The organism is Legionella stuttgartensis (assembly GCF_977063405.2).
In genome coordinates, this window is sequence record NZ_CDRUHA020000060.1 from 563499 (window position 1) to 587177 (window position 23679).

Genomic DNA, 23679 nt, shown 5'->3' on the forward strand with positions numbered 1-23679 from the left:
GAGCACTTTGTAGCTGCGTGTTTTGTAGCCTGAGTGGCGCGTGGCGAAAACTCAGGATGAGAAAATCATTTTATAAAATCCGGCTGCGCTTCACCCAGCCTACAAAACATCTACTTTTAGAACTACTAGGAACCAAGTGATGAAACTTTCACAATTATTAAAACCTTGGATGCATCACATTAAATCGGATTGTACTGTTACAGGTCTGGAAAATGACAGCCGTCGCATTCAACCAGGTGACCTGTTTATCGCTTATGCTGGCGCAGCAGCTGATGGTCGTTTCTTTATAAGTAAAGCCGTTTCTGCGGGTGCTGTTGCCATTGCCTATGATCCTTATCATTTTCCCAAGGATTGCAGATTACCTGACTCAGTTCCTTGCATTCCTGTTCCCGAATTAGCAACACAGCTGGCCGCAATTGCCAAGCAGTTTTATGATGATCCTGGCCGTTTTTTAAATATAACCGGAGTAACTGGTACTAACGGCAAAACTACAATTGCATATCAATTAGCTCAAGCTCATCATTTATTAGGACAAGGGGCAGCATACATTGGTACTATTGGGCAAGGAAATGTAGATAAACTCCAATTATTGGATAATACAACACCTGATTCTCTTTGTTTACAAAAGCTATTACACCAATATAAAAATCAAGGTATGAGTCAAGTGTGCATGGAAGTCTCTTCTCATGCTCTTGCGCAACATCGAGTTGATGCGATTGAATTCAAGCAGGCTATATTTACTAATTTAACACTGGATCATCTCGATTATCATCTCACTATGGAAAATTATGCAGCTGCAAAAGCATTATTGTTTGCCAGAGAATCATTACAGTGGGCGATTATTAATCAAGATGATTCCTATCAAAGAATCATGGCAGCAGCTGTTAAGCCACATGCAAAAAAAGTAACTTATGGAATACACCAGAATTGTGATGTGAAAGTCATAGATTGGTCTATGGATATAAAAGGTACAGAAATTGAAGTTCACTCGCCATGGGGACAGCATCAATTGAGAATAAAAGCCCTTGGCCAATTTAACATTTATAATAGCTTGGCTGTATTTAGTAGTTTATTGGCTTCTGGTTATGCACCTGCAAAGGTGGTAGAAGTAATGACCCAATTAAAAGCCGCTCCTGGGCGGATGGAAATTATTTCCAATGCACCCTATGTCCTGGTTGATTATGCACATACCCCCGATGCTTTGGAAAATGCGCTTCTCACTTTAAATCAATTGAAAAAAGGACGTTTGTGGGTGGTCTTTGGTTGTGGTGGTGATAGGGATAAAAGCAAGAGACCGGTGATGGGAGGTGTTGCAAGTAAGCTTGCTGATCAAATCATAATTACCAGTGATAACCCACGTACAGAAGATCCACAAATCATTGTTAATGAGATAGCAGAAGGTATTACAAAATCATCCAATGTCATTCAACTTGTTGATCGCGAAGAAGCAATTGCTTATGCATTAAATGAAGCCGATGAAAATGATGTTATTTTAATTGCAGGCAAAGGACATGAAGCCTATCAACAGATTGGTTCCGTAAAACATGCTTTTTCAGATCAAGATGTAGTAAAGAGATTAATCCAGAAATAATTATTAATATTTAAAAATATATTGTATTGTTTTGTTTCCCGGGTGAGGCGCAGAGGATCCCGGGGCTAATCCTACTTGAATCCTCAGGCCCCAGGCTACGATTTTATTAACGAGCTTTATGTATGTATTGCTTAAACTTCATTGGTGACATTTCTTCATAATCTTTAATTGCCACTGCAAAAAGGTCAGGATCATTTGTTTCGTAAATACAAACTAATTCATCATCTTGACCAGACTCAGGAACTCCTGGAGCAGTTAAACCTGCTAAAATGTCATTGGTGATTTCTATTGTATCCTCTTCAGATTCTGCCTCTACAGGCCCAATAGCAAATCCCCAGCTTGAAGAAGTATTGTAATGATTAACTGAATAACCAATGTAATAGTTATAAGCCAGCTGCGACGCCATTGTAATTCCTACAGATTGAATATCACTCAATTTAGGACAGACTGCCTCTTCTGCAAAAGCAGATCCTGTGAGAACTAACGCAACAGCAGCAGAGGTTAATTTTGCTCTTAAAGACATATTATTACTCCTTGTTAAGTCTAATTATTCCGAATTAATTCAAATATCTAATTTTCTTTTTTATTTATGAGCTTTTTGTAAGTATTGTTTTAATTTCATTGGGCTGATTGCGTAATCTCTAACAGCCACAGAATAAACATAAGGATTACCTGTGTCATACAAACAAACTAATGTGTCATTATCCAGTTCTAAAGGAAATCCAGGAGTAGCCATATTATTTAAAATTTCATTTGAGACATCTAATGCATCATCTTCTGTATCTGCTTGCACGGGCCCAATAGCAAAGCCCCAAGTTGCAGAGTTGAATTGACCGATGGTGAAACCAATAAAATAGTTATTACCTATCTGTTGGGCTTCTACGAGTCCTTCGGCTTGAAGATCATTCAGATCAGGACAGGCGTTGTTTGCGAAAGCAGAACCAGCGAGAACGAATGCTGCTGCAAACGTTGATAACTTTACTCCTAAAGACATAACACATACTCCTTTGTTTTTTTAAAAATCGGAAAAAGAGTATCATTTGATATCCTAATTTACAATGGACATCTTTGGATTTGGCAATGAGCATTAGGCAATCAATTTGAACATTGTTTGATTTTCATTTGCCAAGTAATAATTTGCTTTTCTCGCTCAAAATTGAGTCCGCAAAATATTGAGAAAAATCATGGCGTGTTTGATGATTTTTACGCACATTTACGAACGCCGTTTTTTTGTCTGCAGCTTGTTTTAAAGCTAAGGTTTCTTCAAGAGGGTTATAAATTTCTAGAATAGTTTCATACCATAATTTATCTTTTTCAAAGCATAAAATTTGAGGTAATGCAGGGGCTGCAAAATGTGGTAGAGCTAGGCCTGCAATTTGATGCAAAATAGAGCTAACCATTGCAACAGCAGCGTATTTCGCCTCAAGGCTATGACCTGCAATATGGGGTGTACAGAGGGTAGAATTATCGATAACCCGTTTATCAATCTTTGGTTCATTAAGAAATACATCGGTACAGTAAATAAGTGGTTTTGATGAATGGAGAAGTTCTTCTTCATTAACAATTCCACCTCGTGCTGCATTGATAATAATGCAACCTGGTTTTAATTGATCGAGGAAATTCTTATTAATTAAATTGGCACTAGGATAGGGGGGATTACTATGTAGTTCAGCATGAATACATAGTAGATCAACGTCATATAATTCATCCAAACTACAACTTTGAAAAGCAGTGGGTTCGCGTACCGCTTTAAGAGGGTCATAAGTAATGGTTTCGAAATTGACTGCTTGCAAACGTGCCGCGACTTTTGTTCCCACTTTTCCAAGACCAATAATGCCTGCTTTATAACCATGGATAAGATGTTTTTGTTCCAGAAAAGAAAGGCAGGCAACCACATAATCAGCAACCGCTTGCGCATTAGAACCTTTTGCATCAATTACCTGAATATTCTGAGTCCTTAACCAGAAGTGATCCAGATGATCAGTACCACTACTTGCAGTAGCAACATACTGCAAACAATGATTTTTTAATAAAGATTGGTTTACTTTAAGCGTAGAACGACACAGGAGAATATCTTGTCCAGGAAGTAGCTGAGATATCTCGTCGGGATGATGGTATTCCGTTAAGTTAAAAGGCTTGGGAAAAGCCTGACTCAATCCAGGGAGTGAGGCATCAGCAAGAATATTCATAGTGACTTCTTATTCCACATCAAAAGGATAGGCCATCTCAAATTGTTGTCTCGAGCGCTCACATCGTCACCATTTCATATTTTAAAAATGGAGCTTAGTGCAATCAGCCCTAGATTGATTAACGGGGTCAGTATCATTCCCAAAATACCTGTAAACACTAAAATTAGTAGAATAAAAAAACCAAAAGGTTCTATTTTTGCGTAAGCCATCGCTTGTTTAGGAGGTAAAAGGCTACTGACTACTCGACTTCCATCCAGAGGTGGAATTGGAAGTAAATTTAATGCGGCCAAAATTAAATTAATAAATACGCCTGCTTGAGCGGTGGCATAAAGAAAAAGCACTGCCATCGAGGTATTAGGATTTAAGATGAGCGCGATTTTGTCACAGGCAGCCCATAAAAATGCCATAATAATATTCGCAAATGGTCCGGCAAGGGTTACCAAAATCATATCACGTCGAGGATGACGAAATTGGTTCCAGTTAATCGGGACGGGTTTTGCATAACCAATGACAAAATTAAATTGAGTTAAAATACCAACCAGTAAGGGTATGAGTACAGTACCTATCGGGTCAATATGGCGAAGAGGATTTAAACTTAATCGACCAAACATTTTTGCTGTAGTATCGCCGCAACGATATGCAACATAAGCATGTGCTGCCTCATGTAAGGTGATGGCAAGTAAAATGGGAATGGCCCAAATGCATATTTTTTGAATTAAAGTAAATTCTATCATTAAAAAAATGACCAGTAATCAATGTATCCTGATTCTATCGAATAGTTGCTTCCAATAACAAGTAAAAAGGAGCTAAAGTCTCCTTTCCCCTCGAAGTCTTTAATTTTTAACGCTATTTTTGATTTCTTCTTTATAAAAAAAGCAGTTTTTAATCAATTGATTAAATTGAAGTCACAAAGTTGATTGGTTGATCTATGCATGATAATATTCTGGCCGAAAAATAACTAGTCTAGGAGACAAAATGCCAATATTGAATAAATTACAGCCTGAACTTGTTAAGGCATTAGGCAAAACAAAAAATTTTGAAGAGCAATACGAGAACTTACGTGCAAAGAGCAAAGGTGAGTCGCTTCGAGATGATCAAGATGCAATTAAATACGTTGATGATGTAATTAAAAGATATAAATTAATCAAAGGAACCTCTCCTGCTTCACATTTAGTAGAACAAAGAGATTCATATCTTAAGTTATTGAAAGAACATGCTGGCGAACTCAGTGTGCTTTCATTTTCTAAGCCAGAAGATGTGGTTGCTCGACTCCAAGAACTAGATTTTGCCCCCGAAACAATTGACTCAATGGTGAAAGGTATCGAGCAAGCAGGAAATGATGAAGATACATGCCTCGCTATTTTCTTAACATTAGTCACCAGTGAAATTACACTTGGAAGCTGTGAAAATGGTCACCACCATGGCCATCCGAGTCGTTTCTAAATTCTGATATTAGGAACAGCAGTTATGTTAGTGATGAAGGACTGTGCTATTGAGCCAGGGGATATTTTGTTTGTAGTCTCAAATAGCGGTAAGCCTTGGGTACGCTTAAAACAGGCGGCCCAGTCACTAACTACTGCTGGCAACAAACATGGACATAGAGAAGTAATTACAGTTTTTGTTTGTACAGGTAAAAATAAATATGGCGTTATCTGTCATAATTATGAACGACAAATTACTGTATCAAAAGAAGCATTCATTAAGAATCTCCAAGAGAGCACTATAGAAGAATTGACCACGTTACTTCTAAATTATTGCAATAAACAATTCAAGGCCACCCAAATCAAGAAGGTGCTAGCAGGCGGTGCTCCGTGGATGAAGCGACTAGCTGCTACAATGACTGGAAATGAGGATTCAGAGGAGTTAATTGAACGATTTCTTAATGCGACTCAAGAACAAAAAGCAAAACTAATTCAGTTATTGGTTACCTTCTGGCGTGCTTCAGGAGAGTCAGAAGTTCTTCCTGCAGTTCATTCAAGTCTATTAGTGTTTAAACATACTGATACTAAACAAAGAGAGAAATTTCTTAATGCATATCGAGAGCAGGTTAAAGTTACAGAACGATTTCGTCAACAAGGAAAAAGTCGAACCAGTTTCTGGGCGGTGATTAAATCTCTTTTTCAATGGTCAAATCAGCAGGATAAAAAAGACAGAGACAGCATTACTCCCTCTGATGCAACGTTCTGTTCACGCAATGTGATGCAAGTTTTAAATCAGGTCGACCCTAATCTTGTAAACAGATGCAGACATGTGCTCCCCAAAACTCTGGAGGCTGGTCTTCGTGAAGCAACAAAAAGTAGGAAAAAATCAGAAGAGGCTGTAAATCAGGAACAGTTTGACGATTTTGAAGCGATGATTGCAGCGCAAGAACAATTTCTCCCCCCATTTAGATTGCAAATTTTACCTGCAACGGGCAAAGAATTAATGAGTACATTATTGGCGGTGGTAGATAATGAAATTGAGCGTATTGAAAACAAACGTTGGGCTAATCAAGAGGATAAGAAAAAAGCATCTGATTTGAAACAACTCCTTTTACCTTTTCGTGCTCCAAAATATCAAAAATATCCCATTAATTTACAAGTTGATGCGGCATTAAAGCTTATTGCAACTTTGCTCCCGGTACTACAGAGAAAAACAGGTTGGTTAGGTGAATGGTTCCCTGCAACGTCCTATGCCAATGTGAGAGCATTTGCTCGGACCCAAGGAATTTTTGACGGGGACATTCGTGACACATTGGAGAAGTTAAAGAACGAGCCTTCTATCAGTATTCAAGAGGAGGAGATCCCAGACGAAGTAGGTAATGATCATGAACCATTACCTGCTGGTGAAGTTTATATTTTTTCTGATTGGTCATTTTCCAGTTGGCCAACGAGTAAACGTGAATTAATGTTGAAACATATGTTAAAATTGCTTGCGGATGGACATGAGTTATATTGTTGGGAAAATGAGCAACTAATTAAAAAGAATAAAGAGTCTTTAAAAAGTGCTATTAATGGAGCGGACTTTGATGACTTGCTTGCTTCCAAATTAAAACCCGCAAAACATGGTACAATTCTTTCGCAAGCAGAACATCAACAATTAGACTCAACAAAGATCCATTTTCTTGATTATAAAGTCTGCCGCGCAATAACAGAGGATCGTGAATCTCTTGAGACACATCTTAACCAGGTTGCAGCAATATTTTCGCCTAAACTGGATCGGTATTCTTTAGATCAGACCAAGCAAACAATTATTGACGTTGAGCTTGCAAATTCTGCATATGATCAAAAAGAGAAACTCCAAATGCAGACCTTGAAAAAACGTATCGGGACTCAGAACGACATAAAACAAAAAACATATCAAAGCGGTATCGATACCAGGGCTTCCGTGTCTCAATCCTCTTATAGGGCACCCATATTTAAACCCGTAGATTTACTAACGATGACACCATCTCCAAAGTACTACCGCAATGAAGTATATTCTGAGCTGGTAATCCCTGAAAATCCGTCATCTCCATTTCAATATTTTGAATTGGTTGGAATGAATGCCACCGAAAATTTGGTGAAATGTAAATATGAGTTTCATCCTGAAGGAATAACAGAAAAACTAATTAATAAAAGAAAAAAAGAATCAAATCAGGTTCTATTACAAGGAAATAAAAGATTAAGTTTGACAAAAAATTGGCAGGCCTTGCCCTCTGTGCATCCAGGCGAAACCTTACTGGATATGGCAATTAAAGGATTAAAAAAAGACGATTTTGAAATAAAGTACTCTAAAGAGAATCGCTTACATTACATTCGCTTACTTAAACCAACAGCAGAGCCTCGGGACGCTTTTATTAATTTGTTGCTCCGCATGCCCAAGCAGTATCGAACAAATCCTGTTTTTGATACGTTATCAGCCATGTCTTCTGAGCACCAACAGATTCATCGCTTGTTAATGAAATACCTTAAGTTTGGTAAAGATCGTGGAACGCTACGTAACGCCATAGGTGTAACGGTACACAATGGTAACGAATATCTTGAGGAAGCAAGAAAGTTAGGTGTTGCAAGTTGCCGTTTAAGAGCTATTGCTTTTAAGGAAGAAATGAATCGTTTGTATCCTAATGTTCCTGTATCTATTGACGTTAATCCCGATCATTGTTTTATTGAGATGGAATTGAATGGTCAATGGCAGAGATATTGCCTGGGTGGATATAGAGATACTCCAAGTTTAGTGGAATCAGTTAGAGAAGATACTTCGGCGTCCCTCTATTCTAATCCTAAACCCCAACATTTTTTTACTGAAAAAAAGAAGCCCCAACGGCAAATTAATATTGCTACTGAAGAAGAGATGTTTATTAACAATTTTGCTTAGAAACTGGTAGCTAATGAGGTAAAGTGCCAAAAACCAATATAAGGATATCTAAGAAGGTGGGGTATAATGATTAACCTATTTGATGCGCATTTACATATTATCGATTTCCGTTTTCCCCTTGTTGCAAATCAATCGTATTTACCTGATGAATTTACAGTTGTTGATTATCTTAACCGTGCAAAACCATTGAAAATTGTTGGTGGAGCAGTGGTGTCTGGGTCTTTTCAAGCATTTGACCAAACGTATTTGGTAAATGCTTTGCACATATTGGGACCAAACTTTGTTGGTGTGACTCAACTACCGGCTACCGCAAGTGATAAGCAAATTATTGAATTAAATGATCAAGGTATACGAGGGATTCGGTTTAATCTCAAACGAGGTGGTTCAGAACAATTACTCTATTTAAGTGAAATGGCGCATCGAATTTATGAGATTGCCAAATGGCACGTAGAGTTGTACGTTGACTCTTCTGAGCTTACAGAGTTAGCCGATCTGTTGATAAGCTTACCTGCAGTTAGCATAGACCATCTGGGATTATCAAAAAATGGACTTTCAATATTGTTCAAACTCGTTGAAGAAGGAATAAAAGTAAAGGCATCAGGATTTGGCAGGGTTGATTTTGATGTGGCAAACACCTTAAAGATGATTGCATCGATTAATCCTGATGCTTTAATGTTCGGGACTGATCTTCCTTCAACGCGCGCGCCAAAGCCTTTTAAAAAAGAAGATATTACTCTAATTTTGGATACTTTTGATAATAGTATGGCAAACAAAATTTTATTGACTAATGCAGTCGACTTTTATCGTTTACAGCTTAAGTATTAAAATTTCCTGGGTTAGGGCAGTACCTTCACCCAGGAGACTTGGACTAGATTGAAGTTCGAGAAAATCGAGTAATATCAAATGCTAATAACTTGAAATAATCATAGGACATATAAAACTCACCATAATCCCCTACGGAAGTACCCCAAGAGTTACGTAAGAATAATAATCCCTTATGCTTTACTCCATTAGGATCAACGGCAACTGCATTATCATCATATCCGGTGATCACCATTTCATGAGCTGATTCTACATAATCAATACCTGCTATTATTTCTGGAGTTAAAACCCAGCTATCTTTATATATCCACGTCTTATATTTGCCAACTGCTCCGACAAATCCTAAATCAGTACGTGGAAGAAGTACTGCAAAAACAAGACGATCACCAGCATAGAGTGCTTGCTTCACATCATTTAAATTTTTTTCCGGATCAGTTCTTTGAAATACGTCAGTCCAATTAACTTCTTTGCCAAAAATAGGTTCACTAAGTGAACTAAATTGTTCAGGCTCTATAAAAGACTCAGGATCATGTTCTAAGTATGTTGGATATTGTGTCATACCACCACAACCGAATTTTAATTGTTTTATCTTATTAATGGCCCCATACTGCTCGATTTGTTCTATTACAAGACTTGCATAGCTTCCATTCCAACCGCTCATACCATAACCATGTTTTTCTAAATAACTACCTAACTGTAGATTACATAGTTGACTGATATAATCACCTTTAGTCATTGCGGCATCAAGAGCAGCAGTTATCGCAAAGGTAACACAAGTTCCATGGATTCCTTGATCTAATACAGGTACTTTATTCATACCTAAGTTAACACTATTGGGTATCGGTGATGCTATTTTATTGGAGGAAGTATAAGTAAATTGGTGCTTATGCTCTAAAGCATCTTGAGCGCGTTGGGCTAAAAGATTTTTTGTTTCATCAGAAAGTTGCACATGCAGTAATTGAATCACTTTTTCATCGGCCACAAGATTATTTTGTGGCAAATTTTTATTTGATTGTTTTAATGTCTGCTTCAGAGTACCAATAACTGTAACATCCTGGGCATAAACTCCCGTACTTGCCAATGCAGTAATAACAAATGCGTGCATTAACTTCATAGAAAATTTTGCTAAATCCATGCCAATTCGTTCCTGTTGTTAAGAGTTGATGTTGAATTGTTATGCTTATTGATTTTAATGTCAACAAACAAAATGGTGAGATTGAATGCATTTATGAATAAGGCTTAATTTGGCTACTGTAATCAGATGTCTTTATTAAGATTTATCGAATGGTTACAATGGTTAAAAATTCTTGGGTTATGGGGACATGCCGATAATAGATAAAATTTTGGGAAAACCTCTTTCTTTAAGGTCCAAAAAAAAACAAGAATTATCCATAGCAACGGGAGTTCCTGCACTTGGATTAGACTCATTGTCTTCAACGGCTTATGGCCCGGAAGCTACACTCACAGTGTTATTACCTGCAGGGCTAATAGGATTACATTATTTTTTTACGCTCACCCTCTTGGTTATTCTTGTTCTTATGTTTTTGTATTTTTCTTATATGCAAACTGCTGCAGCATATCCAGGTAAGGGGGGCGCTTATATTGTTGCAAGTGACAATTTAGGCAAAAAATATGGTTTAGGTGCAGCAATTTCATTAATACTGGATTATTTATTGAACGTTACTGTCGGAATATCAGCTGGTGTGGCTGCTATAGTATCAGCAATTCCATCGTTGCATCCTTATACACTTACTTTATGTCTTGTTATTTTACTGATGGTTACCCTATTTAATTTGCGAGGCATTCGCGAAACAGGAAGCCTTTTTTTGATCCCTGTCGTTATTTTTATCTTAAGCATGTTCATTGCTTTGGTCCTTGGCTTAGTAGACGTCTGGAATAGTGGTGGACATTCTCAACCTGTACATCAACTAACGAAAATACAAGCGAGTTCAGATGAAAGGGTATCGTTTTGGATGTTGTTAACTGCTTTTGCTTATGGATTAACTGCTATGACTGGTGTAGAAGCAGTCAGTAATGCAGTCTCGTTATTTCGCAAACCCAGAGTTCGAAATGCACAATGGACATTGACTATAATTGTGGGCACGCTCGCACTATTTTTAATACTCATTGGTTATCTTTGTCCCGCTTATCATATTTTAGCGATGAATCAGGATCAGCCTGGCTACCAAACAATATTGTCGCAATTAGTCGAAGCAACCACTGGTAAAGGTATTTTTTATTATATTTCGATTACCAGTATTTTTTTTGTACTTTCCTATTCGGCGCAAACCAGTTTTTCGGGTTTCCCTAGAATATGCCGTTTACTTGCCGAGGATAATTATTTACCTCATTTTTTTGCTGAGCGTGGTCGACGCTTGGTTTTCTCAGTAGGAATAATTATTTTGTCTCTTTTTTCTGCAATCATCCTGATTGCTTTTAAAGGAATTACGAATAATTTGATTCCATTATTTGCTGTTGGTTCTTTTAGTGCTTTTCTCTTTTCTCAGGTCGGCATGGTCGTATATTGGTTTCGTAAGGAGAATCGACATGTACGATATAAATTAGTAATCAATGCGGTGGGCGCAGTAGTAACTGCAATTGCACTTATTCTCATTATTATTACAAAATTTATTGAAGGGGCCTGGATAATTATTTTGCTTGCACCCACCTTAGCATTTTTAATGCATCGTATTAAACATCATTATGATAGAATTGCTCATGAAATAGAAAACCCTATAAAAATAGACCCTTTGACACTCAACCCACCAGTAGTCATTATTCCAATACATGGTTTGGATTTAATTGCAGAAAAAGCAATTCAATTTGGGATGCTGCTTTCGGATGATATTACGGCTGTTTTTATTGATGCTGGATATGGAGGTGTTGAGCGTTTGCAGCAGCTTTGGCATGAAAAAATTGAAATCCCAGCCAAAAGGGCCGGTAAAGAGAGCCCTAAGCTTGAAATTATTAAATCGCCATATCGTCGTATTTATAAACCTTTATTAAATTTTGTGAGTAAAGTCAGAAAAGAGAGGAAAAATCACCTCATTGCCCTTATTATACCTGAGTTAGTAGAACCTAAATGGTATGAGTATTTGTTACACAATATTCATGCTGCTGGCCTACGCGCTTTGCTTTTTTTAGAACGAGATTCCCGTACGATTGTTATTACCATCCCTTGGTATTTACGTGAGAACTAAAAAGAAGGACTTAATTGATGACGCAATTTGAAAAGTTGTTTAATTTTATGAAAAAACCTTGGGTTATTATTTTTTATGCAATTTTGGTTATTTTAGCCTATTATTTTGTAGATCGAACTGTGGCAACTTATTTCCATCAGTTAGATCTTGAAGCCAAATTACCTTTTTTGAGTGTATTGACTGCTTTAGGCAAATGGATTGCTTATATTGTTTTGTTTTTTGTTGCAGGATTGTATTTTCGATACATACAAGTTAATACTGTTTATGAAAACCGATCTTGGTATCTACTTGGATGTGTACTTTTAGCCAATTTAGTTTGTTTGTTTTTGAAAGTTGCTTTGAGTCGTGCTCGTCCTGAATTATTATTTGCAAGTAATGAATTTGGTTTTTATTGGTTTAAATTGAGTTCAAATTACTGGTCTTTTCCTTCAGGACATACAACAACAGTCATCAGTTTGGCTGCAGGATTGGGAACACTTTTTCCTCGTTATTTTTATAGTTTACTTGTCGTTGCCTTGTTAGTAGCTGCATCAAGAATCTTATTATGCTTTCATTATTTGAGTGATGTGATGAGTGCATTTTATATTAGTCTGTTGGTTGTTGGCTTTTTTACTGAATATGTTAAACGGACGAATTGGTTTAATAAAATCGATGATACTGTGTGATAACTAGGTCGCTGAAGCTCACCAGAGTTTAGCAGTATCGATCTAATAGCCAATCTAGGGAGAGTTATGACTATAGAGACTGAATTAAAAACCCTGGTTACTATCTATGCCAGTTATGATGAAGAAAAAAAATGTTACAACAGTGAACTGAATCAAGAAGCTCTTTTAAGGCTCGATGGTGATTTTATTAAATTAATTAATAAATTGTTGCTTAAGAACGGTCCAGATAAAGAAAAAATTAAAACAAATTATAAGGTCTTATCTTTAAAGTTTCATCCAGACCTTTTTGAGAAATTTAGCCCAGAAAGTAAATGGATTGAGAAAAATTTATCTGAAGCGCGCAATGATGGTGCTTGTTTTAAAACATTAAGCATCTGTTATGAAAAACTGACCTCACCTCAGGATTTTAAAACCATCAAATTTGATGAGATTACTACTCGGGAAGATCTAAAAAAATGGATGGAAAATTTAAGAAATACCTCGAGAACATTTACCGAACGTAATTTTTATGCAAGTCTGCTCGGCTTGCTTGACCAATCAACAGGATATTTTGATGAGGTCGGAAAAATAAAACCCACGGGAATTCGTGCTTTAATTTCATTTCTTCCAATGGTTTTCATTAGTTTTGGTACTTTTGTTTTTGCAGAAGAATTATTTGCTGTTTATGCACTTTATTTCGCTTTATTAAAGGGTGGGCAATTTATTGAAAAGAGCGATTCGAAAGAATTGCAAAAACTTGGGACTACCTTACAAAAAATTACTATGGTTTCTGCTACAGCAACTACTACTTTATTGGTTCGTTTACTTGAAATGACTTTTTGGGCATCGAGACACTGCTATGAGATGAGCTTGCAAATAGGTTCTACTCTTTTAACGCCATTAATTTGCGCTGCTCCTGAAATGAAGTTCGATGCCTCAATGGTCGATGAAAATTTATGCCGCGACTTAATACTTGCAAGTCAAAATCCGAATATTAGTGAGAACTTTACAACTCCTCAATTAAAAATGATTGCCGCGCCAATCGAATCCTATCTTGGATTACTAGAACAGCAGTTTTTTAGAAATTGGCGAGCGGGAGGCGAAAAATATCGTGCATTAGATGCATTTTTATTAAGAATGCGTGTAATAGATAAAGACGGCGAATTAAAAGTTGATGAGAAAATTACTCACACTTATGAGGCCTTACAATTAGTGAAAAAAAATTCAAATGTTTATACGGAAGGAGGAAAAACCGCCTTAGCAGTTGATCGGGCTGAACGTGTCATTAATCTCCTAAATGAAGAATCAGAGATGCAACTTTCTTTGGGTAAAACTTAACTTTTAGGGGTAAAATAGGCAATTTTGAGGCGAGATATCTTGTTTCATACTAAATTTTAGGCATTATATTTATTGAAGATATCGTCGTCGAATTCAGGTTAAATAAAAATAACCCCTTGAATTCGGCACGGTATCTCTGGCAAGATGCGGTTGTTTTGATTATCCAGTGAGGAATTATGAAAATTCTCGTGGCAGTGAAGCGTGTAATCGACCCTTATGTCAAAGTTCGGGTCAAATCGGACCATTCCGGAGTTGAAACACAGAATATTAAAATGGCAATGAATCCCTTCGATGAAATTGCTGTGGAGGAAGCCTTACGTTTACGCGAAAATAATTGGGCTACTGAGGTGCTTGCCGTCAGTATTGGTGGAGATAGTTCGCAAGAAACATTGCGTCATGCTTTGGCCTTAGGTGCTGACAGAGCAATTTTGGTTCATACCGAAGATACGTTTGAAAGCCTAAATATCGCTAAAATATTAAAAAAGATTATTGATGACGAAAAACCAGATTTAGTGTTGATGGGCAAGCAAGCTATTGATGGTGATAATAATCAGACACCACAAATGTTGGCTGCTCTATTAAATTGGCCACAGGCAACCTATGCATCTAAAATAGAGGCGACAAGTGATCATCTTCAAGTTACTCGTGAAATTGATGGAGGTCTTGAAACCATAGGCGTGCATTTACCTGCAGTAGTGAGTACGGATTTACGCTTAAATGAACCACGTTACGCTAGCCTCCCCAATATTATGAAAGCCAAAAAGAAACCTTTGGATGTTAGGAAACTGGAAAGTTTAGGATTGTCACTTAAAAAACATATTGAAGTATTAAATGTTACAGCACCTCCGACTCGTAGTGGTGGCGTGAAAGTTGAGTCAGTGACTGAATTATTGGATAAATTACAGCATGAAGCCAAAGTGCTTTGATAAGGGGGAGTGATGAGCACTTTAGTACTCGTTGAACATGATAATCAAACATTACACCCATCTACTCGTAATGCTTTATCTGCCGCATTGGAGTTGGATAACGAACCGACCTTACTTATTGTAGGGCATCAATGCAAGGCAGTAGCAGAACAGGCTGCAACTCTTGCAGGAGCACATGCCGTTTGGTACGTTGATAACCCTTGTTATGAGCATCCCTTAGCAGAACAAGTAAGCGATTTAATTCTTTCCTTTGCGGATTCATTTCAAGCCATCATCGTACCGGCGAGTACTTTTGGTAAAAATATTGCTCCTCGTATTGCAGCGCGACTGGATGTGGCGCAAGTTTCAGATGTTAGTAAAATTATTGATAAAGAAACTTTCGAACATCCAATATATGCAGGTAATGCAATAGAAACTGTACGAGTTCTTGATTCTATAAAAGTTTTAACCATCAGAGCAACGGCGTTTAATCCAGTAACTGCAAATCAGGCTAGTTGTTTCATCGAACAAATTGATAAAGAATTTGTTGCAAAAGAGAGCCAATTTGTTAAGCATGAGTTAAGTAAGTCCGAGCGACCTGATTTAGGCAGTGCTAAAATTGTTGTTTCTGGTGGAAGAGGTCTGCAAAGTGCTGAGAAGTTTCAGTTGATCGAAGAATTAGCTGATGTACTCGGTGCTGCTGTGGGGGCGTCCCGTGCTGCTGTAGATGCAGGGTTTGTTCCTAATGATTATCAAGTGGGGCAAACCGGAAGGATAGTTGCACCAATGCTTTATATTGCTGTGGGAATTTCTGGAGCGGTACAGCATTTGGCAGGGATGAAAGATTCCAAGATTATTGTTGCAATTAATAAGGATGAAGATGCCCCTATTTTTCAAATCGCTGACTATGGTTTGGTTGGTGATTTATTCGAGCTCGTGCCACAGTTAATAGCACAATTAAAAAACCGTTAGGGGAGAAAGTATGTTAGTAGGCGTTCCAAAAGAAATTAAACCTCAAGAAAATCGTGTGGGTCTTGTTCCTTCTAGTATTAGAGAAATTATTAGAGTAGGAAGTTCTGTTATAGTAGAGAAGAGTGCTGGATTAGGAATCGGTATTTCTGATGATGATTATCGAAATGCCGGTGCTGAGGTTGTTGACAGCGCTGATGAAGTTTTTTCAAGAGCTGATCTCATTGTAAAAGTAAAAGAACCACAACCAATTGAGTGCAAGCGTCTTCGCGAAGGCCAAACTTTATTTACTTATCTGCATTTGGCCCCAGATCCTCACCAAGCACGTATGCTTAAAGAGTCTGGAGTTACTGCTATTGCATATGAAACAGTAACTGAAGAAGGCGGTGGCCTGCCCTTATTGGCACCTATGTCTCAAGTTGCTGGGCGTATGTCTATCCAAGCAGGTGCTCATTGTCTGGAAATGGCTCAGGGTGGTAGTGGTATTTTATTAGGTGGGGTTCCTGGAGTCGCTGCGGCAAACGTAGTGGTTATTGGTGGTGGAGTGGTTGGTACTAATGCAGTACGTATGGCAATGGGTATGGAAGCACGAGTGACTGTACTGGATCGCTCTTTGCAACGTTTAAACGAATTGGATTTCCAATTTGGTTCTAAGCTCAATACGGTTTATTCCACTGCAGATGCCATAGAACGATATGTTGCTAGTGCTGATTTGGTCATTGGCGCAGTTTTAGTACCCGGTGCAGCAGCTCCAAAATTAGTAACTCGAGCCATGCTTAAATCAATGCGTCCTGGTTCAGTATTAGTCGATGTCGCTATTGACCAAGGCGGATGCTTTGAAACAAGTCGTCCTACAACACATCAAGAGCCTACATATGTTGTTGATAATGTCGTACATTATTGTGTTGCAAATATGCCTGGTGCGGTGCCAAGAACATCAACGTTTGCTTTGAATAATGCAACCCTACCTTTTGTTTTAAGTATTGTAACTAAAGGTGTGAAGTTGGCTTTATTGAATGATAAACATTTACTCAATGGCTTAAACGTTCACCAGGGTAAGATTACCTTTGATGCTGTTGCCCGTGATTTGGGTTATGAGTACACACCTGCAGCCATAGCATTAGCTGGTCGATAAAATTTTGTTGTTTGATTTACGCTCAATTTGTACCCGGGTGAAGGCGAAGCCATCACCCGGGATTTGAGAAACTCGCTCATTCTAGAAATCCGATTTTCACAGCCTTCCACCCATTACACTATAATTATTTTCTTTATTACTCTAAGATTTATTGATATAAAATTCAGATTCTCTTTTCCATCCATGAGGTTGATATGAGAGTACTTATTTCCGGAGCAGGGGTAGCAGGATTGACCGTTGCGTATTGGTTGAGGCGTTATGGTTTTACTGCCACGATCGTGGATCGTGCAAATTCATTGCTGACTGGGGGTTATAAAATCGATGTTCGAGGTTCGGCCTTACATGTTCTGCGAAGAATGGGCATTTATGAAACCATTGTGGGCGCAGGTACTGATATGCAGGGTGCATTGCTTGTTGATAGAAATGGAAAAGTGATTCAACAAATGAGCGGCGATGAATTCGGACATCGAGTTGGTGATGATGTAGAAATTATTCGTGGTACTTTGTGTCAGATTCTTATGGATCAAGTACTTGATGCAGAGTTTATTTTTGGAGATTGCATTCAGGAGATATCCCAATGTTCTGATCGAGTAGAGGTCAAGTTTCAAAGCAATAAAGTTCGAGATTTCGATTTGGTTATTGGTGCAGATGGACTTCATTCAAATGTAAGACAACTTGTATTTGGTGAAGAGTCACTTTTTTCTCAGCACCTAGGTTTATACCTCTGTGTGTTTACAGTTCCAAACTATTTGAATTTGGATCGAATGGAGATGCAATACTCGGAATTAGGTCGAGTTGCATCGGTTTGGAGTGCTTCAGGAGAACCTCAAGCTAAAGCATGTTTTGGATTTACAACGCCACAATCAATAAAAATCGATCTACGTGATGTAGAACAACAACAGCAAGTTCTGAAGAACGTTTATGAAGGAATTGGTTGGGAGATCCCAAGATTTTTGCAAATCATGCCCAATTCACCTGACTTTTATTTTGATGCAGCAGCACAGATTCATATGGATCATTGGTCTCAGGGTAGGGTGATTTTATTAGGAGATGCTGCTTATTGTGCTTCACCCATGTCAGGCCAAGGTACTAGTCTTGCAATAATAGGTGCTTACGTACTTGCTGGGGAGTTAGCAGCAGCCAATGGCAACCATCAGATTGCTTTTGAGGAATATGAAAAACTAATGCGTCCTTTTGTTCGACTCAATCAGGAGTTAGGGATTAAAGCGGCACAAGTGATGCGTTCTCAAGAGAAGAATAATTTACTCTCCTGGTTACTTAAAAGGCTCATGGAAACTGCTCCAAGTTATCTAATCAAATTTTTTATTAATTGCTCAACACGACGTATTAATAAAGCAGCTCGTTCGATTAAGCTTAAAGATTATTAGCTTTTACGACAGAGCTACTGGCTAAAATCTTTCCGAGGGTATGTGTTTTTTTAATCCCTACATACTGCGGTTTAAGCCCCGTACGTAGACCGTTGAATATATTTCATTTTAAAATAGGTTACATTAATAGAAGGAATGAGAAAGTTCAACATCCCAATGCTTGTCAGCGGGATCCAGCGATGTTGCGTAATTTTTGAATTTTTGTGACAAGAAAGAGCTATTGCATGTACAGCGGAATCTGAGAAAGTTCACTCACATCCGCTGCATTTTGGTAAGCTAAAATAAACTATCTTCGCTTGTTGGAAGTTGCTGCTGATCATTACCTGCATTATAAATAGGCGTTGGATCTTCTTCCGATGGAACTTCTTTATTGCGAAAATATTCGATAATGCCATTGGCCTGATTTGGATGAGCCAATAAGCCGCTGTGGGGATCAATACGAACAGCTACTACATCCTCAGGTTGTTTTATTTCACCCTCAGGTTTTCCTTTCAAGGCAACTTTCATGAAGTCGATCCATAAGGGCAGGGCGAGTCCTGCAGCATACTCATGTAAGGATTTAGGATTATCAAAACCAACCCAGGTGGTTACTACGAGGTCAGAGTTAAACCCCGCAAACCAGGCATCTACTTGATCATTAGTTGTTCCGGTTTTACCTGCTATATCCTGACGATTAAGCACTCTAGCTGCACGTGCAGTACCATGCTGAATCACATCTTTTAAAGCGGTATACATTAAAAAGTTAATATCTTCAGGGATGACTCGTGGTGCTAAAGTTGAATGATCTACATTGCCATCACAATTGTTACAAACAACAGTTGGTTTGGCTTGTAATAAAATCTTACCATCTTTATCAGTAATGTGATCGATGAGATAAGGTTCAATTTTATAACCACCATTTGCGAAAACAGCATAAGCAGCAGTAAGGTCCATAGGACTGACTGACAAACTACCTAAAGCCAAAGATAAACCTCTAGGAAGAGTTTTCTTATTAAAGCCAAAACGAGCTAGGAAATCGATCGTGTAATTAATACCGATGTCATCAAGGATACGTATGGACACGAGGTTTTTAGATTGGACCAGAGCTTGTTTTAAACGGGTTGGTCCATTGAATTTAAGATTCACATTATGAGGACGCCATAAGTTCGGTTGACTTGGATCATCAACAACAATAGGCGCATCATTAATTAATGTTGCTAGTGTATAACCATTGTTTAAGGCTGCAGCATAGACAAAAGGTTTAAAACTGGAGCCTGGTTGTCTACTTGATTGAGTTGCTCGGTTAAATTTGCTCTTTTGGAAATTGAACCCACCAACTAGGACTTCTATAGCACCGTTTTTAGGATTAAGTGCTACCATTGCTGACTCAGCTTCAGGGATTTGCGCTAACTCCCAATGATCCTTTGTTGAATGAACGTAAATAATATCTCCAACGGCAACAACTTGCATGGCTTTAGATGGCGATTTTCCTACCCAGCCATTTTTAAGTGCGGGTCTAGCCCAAGATAAACCTGCCCAAGGAATAATAATGGTACGACCACCTTGTAACGTGGCTGTTGCCTCTTTTTCTCCGACTTCGGTTACGACGGCTGGAGTAAGATGATTCAGCTCAGGATATTTTTCCAGATTTTTTTGAATAGAGTGTAAGGATTTACTGTCATTTTCACCAATAGTGGCGACAGGTCCTCGATAACCATGCCGGTGGTCATAGGCTATTAAATTTTTTTCGACGACATCATTGGCTGTATTTTGCAAATTCCCGTCAATAGTCGTATACACTTTGTAGCCTTTGGTATAGGCATCTGGGCCGAAATTGTCGTATAAAGATTGACGAATCATTTCAGCAACATAAGGAGCTTTTACTTCAATGGGAGTGCCATGATACTTAGCAGTAATCGGTTGATTTATGGCATTTTGATACTGTTCTTCATTGATATAATGTTCTTCAAGTAAACGTTCTAATACGTGATCCCTACGTTTTTTGGCAGCAAGTGGGTTTGCTATGGGGTTTTGTGTTGAAGGGGCTTGTGGAAGTCCTGCAATCATTGCTAGTTCTGATAGATTTAATTCTTTAAGCGGCTTTCCAAAATAAACCATCGCTGCTGCACCAACGCCATACGCGCGATTACCTAAATAGATTCGGTTAAGATAGAGCTCGAGAATTTTTTCCTTGCTCAACTCTCTATCTATTTTTATGGCCAGCATAATTTCATTAAATTTGCGTAAAAAGGTTTTTTTACGACTTAAGAAAAAATTACGCGCAACCTGCATGGTAATGGTACTACCACCTTGAGATTTTGTTCCGGTTTTTACCATGCGAACCGCTGCACGGCCCAGACCAAGAACATCAACACCAGGGTGCTCAAAAAAGCGTTGATCTTCAGTGGCAATCAGCGCATGGATCAACATAGGTGGTATTTCATCATAAGTAACAGGAATTCGTTTTTTCTCGCCATATTCCTGAATTAGCAGACCTTCCTTGCTGAAAATTTGTAGAGGTACTTGTAATTGTACTGTTTTCAACGAATCTACGTTGGGAAGTTGACTTTCAAGATAGAGGTACAACAGACAGCCTGCTACTATTAAAACAAAAGACAGGCTCATCAGCGCCCATAGACCTTTACGCCAGAAGTATGCCATTTTCATAGAGTCATGTGATTTTTAATGAAATTTGGCAGATATTATACAGTGATTCTCGATAAGAATGCGAGTTTTGTGCAAAAAAGAGGGTAATTTTACACTAATATTTAATGTTTCATTGAGTTTTTCTGAGAAAACTCAATGAAACCTAAGGAGTCAGCTAATAATATGAAAGCTTTATTCTATTGTCACACGTGATGAAGTCTCCTCAAAATCATCTATTGTGGGGCCAGTTTGTGATGATGTAGGTGGTGTTTGAATTGCTTGTGGAAAAAATCGAGAATGAACTGCCGGTCTTTGCAACATAGGTAGGCCAGCGAGACCATATAAAGTGGGATATCCAGTAACACGTCTAAAAGGTGCTTCCAATTCGTTTTGTTTTTTTAAGCTCTCGAGTTCGGACTGGACTTTTTGTAATTCCAATTTATTTTTTTCCAGTTCCTGAGTTAATTTCTCAATAATAGCAAGCGGTTCTTTATTTTTTTCTGTTAACTCTACTACCTTGAGTTCAAACTCAGACTTTTGTGCCGCCATTGATAATTTTAGTTGTTCTAACTCTAATTTTTCAGCATTTCTACCTAAATCTTCAGTTGCTTTTTTGGATTTTTCGCTTTGCAATTCCAATTTATCCTGTTGTTCTGAGCAGATATTTGCAGCAATATTTTTAAGTTCTTCATCAGAATCATCGGTTGTCATGTGAAGTACAAAAAGAACTTCATCAATGAGTAATTGGCCTGAATTACAATATTTACTACCTATATATCGATCATTCAATAAACCAGGTAGTTCTTTGATTTTAGAATCTTGAAGCGTTACTGGATGCTTGAGCCCTTTTTTGATGTTTAATAGTTTTCGAAAATCAATGAATAATTGAGTTAATTGCTCTTGGAATGCCTTTAACTCATGCTCTTTGAATGGGGTTTTATTGTCGAGTTGTTCCTTTAAAAAACAGATCTTATTTAAAAGGAAAAGAAGGAATTCTTCCCGGCCATGATAACCCTTTGTACACGCAGTGATTCGTCCTTCCAGATATGCAACAAAATTACAGTCTTGAATTATTTCTACTGCACGGTCATGAGATTTTTTTCTGTGAATTATGGGGTCAACTGCAGTAACTAGTTTATCTTTAGCCTCGATATTGTCTTGGCTGTCATGATAACGAACTATAACGGTTGCCAATGCATAAATTAACTCTTCTAACCTAGTCATGAAAATCTCCTTTTCAAAGCATAAATGCGAAATCCCCTTACAAGTTGGTCTTTCACTATATTAAATGTTTTTGGGTAGTGCAAGATGTTTTAACTAAATGACGAAAATGCCAACATGTAATCATTTTAATGAGTTTCACAAGCTAGAAAACAGTGTAATTTTTTAATAGGTTACGTTAACATCAGCATATGATCCTAGAGGAGTATTTTTTGAATGCATGGAAGACTTAAGGGAATAAGTGGCATGCTCAAATTGTTTCAGCCCAAGCATCGTTCAATTCTCGGAATAGACATTACATCAACAGCCGTTAAAATCTTAGAAATTTCAGGTCAAGGCGATGAGCTGGTTGTAGAAAACTATGGCCGTGAAGTACTGCCTGCAAATGCTATGGATGGCAACACCATTAAAGATATTGATGCGGTCTCCCAGTGTATTAAAAAAGTGATCGATCGGCTAAAAACTTCATGTAAACAAGCTGCTCTAGCTGTTCCTGATTCATCAATAATCAGTAAAGTAATACAAATCAATGAAGGTTTAAGTGACGCAGAGATGGAGGAGTTGATTGTTACAGAGGCAGATAAATATATTCCTTATCCAATAGACGAAATCAATCTTGATTTTGAAATTTTAGGCCACTCTGAAAAAAATCAGAATATGCTCGACGTGCTAATTGTTGCTTCACGAGCAGAAAATGTGAATCAACGTTTAGATGTTGCCGTTCACTCGGGTTTGGAGGCAATAGTGGTCGACGTCGAATCTTATGCTGTAGAACGCGCAGCCCAGCAACTTGCTAAGGATTTACCTGCATCTGGACAAGATAAAACAATCGCTATTATTGATATTGGGGCGAGCTACACGCATTTATTTGTATTACAAGGAATGAAATTAGTTTACTCCAGAGAAGAAAAATTTGGTGGAAAGCAATTAATAGACGCTACTGCTGAACATTATAAAATGACTTTGGAACAAGCTATCCTGGCTAAAGAGAATGGAGAATTACCTGAGGATTATGAAAAGGAAGTATTAGAGCCTTTTAAAGAAGATATTTTGTTGCAAATCAAGCGCACCTTGCAGTTTTTTTATTCCACAAGTCAGGATGGAGATGTAGATCATATTTTATTGGCGGGGGGATTAGCTAAGTTGCCGGGTTTGGTGGCGTTGGTTCAAGAGCGATTGGGGATGAGCACCACAATTGCCAATCCAATTTCACACATGACTCCAGGTAAAATGGTGCATTTGGATTCTATAAATAAGGATGCTCCAGGACTTATGGTCGCGTGCGGTTTGGCACTAAGGGAAGTTAAGTGAGACTAT

19 protein-coding genes are annotated in these 23679 nt (G+C 38.0%); 12 read left to right on the top strand and 7 right to left on the bottom strand.

The window, feature by feature from the left end; all coding sequences use genetic code 11:
- The first annotated feature begins 139 nt into the window (after window positions 1–139).
- Window positions 140–1591: a UDP-N-acetylmuramoyl-L-alanyl-D-glutamate--2,6-diaminopimelate ligase gene (locus tag ACWTEW_RS21815; RefSeq protein WP_454780615.1), complete on the top strand. Its 1452-nt coding sequence runs from the start codon at window positions 140–142 to the stop codon at window positions 1589–1591.
- Between the two features lie 106 nt (window positions 1592–1697).
- On the opposite strand, the gene ACWTEW_RS21820 is transcribed toward ACWTEW_RS21815, so the two are convergent.
- The 4 genes from ACWTEW_RS21820 to ACWTEW_RS21835 form a co-directional block, all read right to left on the bottom strand.
- On the bottom strand, window positions 1698–2114 hold the full coding sequence (locus ACWTEW_RS21820) for a DUF4949 domain-containing protein (RefSeq protein WP_454780616.1): 417 nt from the start codon (window positions 2112–2114) through the stop codon (window positions 1698–1700).
- A 60-nt stretch (window positions 2115–2174) separates the two neighbouring features.
- Window positions 2175–2585, bottom strand: a complete 411-nt coding sequence (locus ACWTEW_RS21825) for a DUF4949 domain-containing protein (protein ID WP_454780617.1) — start codon at window positions 2583–2585, stop codon at window positions 2175–2177.
- 124 nt (window positions 2586–2709) lie between these two features.
- Window positions 2710–3780, bottom strand: coding sequence for an NAD(P)-dependent oxidoreductase (locus ACWTEW_RS21830; protein WP_454780618.1), 1071 nt, complete (start codon window positions 3778–3780; stop codon window positions 2710–2712).
- A gap of 74 nt (window positions 3781–3854) precedes the next feature.
- The gene (locus tag ACWTEW_RS21835) at window positions 3855–4514 is read right to left on the bottom strand and encodes a site-2 protease family protein (RefSeq protein ID WP_454780619.1); all 660 of its coding nucleotides are present in this window, start codon (window positions 4512–4514) and stop codon (window positions 3855–3857) included.
- Between the two features lie 241 nt (window positions 4515–4755).
- Here ACWTEW_RS21835 and ACWTEW_RS21840 point away from each other — a divergent pair, with 241 nt between their 5' ends.
- From ACWTEW_RS21840 to ACWTEW_RS21850, 3 genes are all read left to right on the top strand, one after another.
- Window positions 4756–5223, top strand: a complete 468-nt coding sequence (locus tag ACWTEW_RS21840; protein ID WP_454780620.1) for a coiled coil protein — start codon at window positions 4756–4758, stop codon at window positions 5221–5223.
- 24 nt (window positions 5224–5247) lie between these two features.
- Window positions 5248–8115 carry a hypothetical protein gene (locus tag ACWTEW_RS21845; RefSeq protein WP_454780621.1) on the top strand — a complete coding sequence of 956 codons (2868 nt, stop codon included), beginning with the start codon at window positions 5248–5250 and terminating at the stop codon, window positions 8113–8115.
- A 66-nt stretch (window positions 8116–8181) separates the two neighbouring features.
- Window positions 8182–8940 carry an amidohydrolase family protein gene (locus ACWTEW_RS21850; RefSeq protein WP_454780622.1) on the top strand — a complete coding sequence of 253 codons (759 nt, stop codon included), beginning with the start codon at window positions 8182–8184 and terminating at the stop codon, window positions 8938–8940.
- Between the two features lie 43 nt (window positions 8941–8983).
- Here ACWTEW_RS21850 and ACWTEW_RS21855 read toward each other — a convergent pair whose 3' ends face one another.
- Complete coding sequence (locus ACWTEW_RS21855; RefSeq protein WP_454780623.1) at window positions 8984–10072, bottom strand: C1 family peptidase; 1089 nt, start codon at window positions 10070–10072, stop codon at window positions 8984–8986.
- A gap of 187 nt (window positions 10073–10259) precedes the next feature.
- On the opposite strand from ACWTEW_RS21855, the gene ACWTEW_RS21860 reads away from it, so the two are divergent.
- From ACWTEW_RS21860 to ACWTEW_RS21890, 7 genes are all read left to right on the top strand, one after another.
- A complete protein-coding gene (locus tag ACWTEW_RS21860) occupies window positions 10260–12137 on the top strand; it encodes an APC family permease (RefSeq protein WP_454780624.1) in 1878 nt (625 codons plus the stop codon).
- A 17-nt stretch (window positions 12138–12154) separates the two neighbouring features.
- Window positions 12155–12802: a phosphatase PAP2 family protein gene (locus tag ACWTEW_RS21865; RefSeq protein ID WP_454780625.1), complete on the top strand. Its 648-nt coding sequence runs from the start codon at window positions 12155–12157 to the stop codon at window positions 12800–12802.
- Between the two features lie 66 nt (window positions 12803–12868).
- A complete protein-coding gene (locus tag ACWTEW_RS21870) occupies window positions 12869–14119 on the top strand; it encodes a J domain-containing protein (RefSeq protein ID WP_454780626.1) in 1251 nt (416 codons plus the stop codon).
- Between the two features lie 176 nt (window positions 14120–14295).
- A complete protein-coding gene (locus ACWTEW_RS21875; RefSeq protein WP_454780627.1) occupies window positions 14296–15045 on the top strand; it encodes an electron transfer flavoprotein subunit beta/FixA family protein in 750 nt (249 codons plus the stop codon).
- A gap of 12 nt (window positions 15046–15057) precedes the next feature.
- Window positions 15058–15996, top strand: coding sequence for an electron transfer flavoprotein subunit alpha/FixB family protein (locus tag ACWTEW_RS21880; protein ID WP_454780628.1), 939 nt, complete (start codon window positions 15058–15060; stop codon window positions 15994–15996).
- 10 nt (window positions 15997–16006) lie between these two features.
- Window positions 16007–17128 carry an alanine dehydrogenase gene (gene ald / locus ACWTEW_RS21885; RefSeq protein WP_454780629.1) on the top strand — a complete coding sequence of 374 codons (1122 nt, stop codon included), beginning with the start codon at window positions 16007–16009 and terminating at the stop codon, window positions 17126–17128.
- A gap of 194 nt (window positions 17129–17322) precedes the next feature.
- On the top strand, window positions 17323–18516 hold the full coding sequence (locus tag ACWTEW_RS21890) for an FAD-dependent monooxygenase (RefSeq protein WP_454780630.1): 1194 nt from the start codon (window positions 17323–17325) through the stop codon (window positions 18514–18516).
- A gap of 276 nt (window positions 18517–18792) precedes the next feature.
- Here ACWTEW_RS21890 and ACWTEW_RS21895 read toward each other — a convergent pair whose 3' ends face one another.
- Complete coding sequence (locus tag ACWTEW_RS21895) at window positions 18793–21162, bottom strand: penicillin-binding protein 1A (protein ID WP_454780631.1); 2370 nt, start codon at window positions 21160–21162, stop codon at window positions 18793–18795.
- 171 nt (window positions 21163–21333) lie between these two features.
- On the bottom strand, window positions 21334–22365 hold the full coding sequence (locus ACWTEW_RS21900) for an SPFH domain-containing protein (RefSeq protein ID WP_454780632.1): 1032 nt from the start codon (window positions 22363–22365) through the stop codon (window positions 21334–21336).
- Between the two features lie 243 nt (window positions 22366–22608).
- Here ACWTEW_RS21900 and pilM point away from each other — a divergent pair, with 243 nt between their 5' ends.
- On the top strand, window positions 22609–23673 hold the full coding sequence (gene pilM / locus ACWTEW_RS21905) for a type IV pilus assembly protein PilM (protein ID WP_454780731.1): 1065 nt from the start codon (window positions 22609–22611) through the stop codon (window positions 23671–23673).
- Window positions 23674–23679 lie beyond the last annotated feature (6 nt).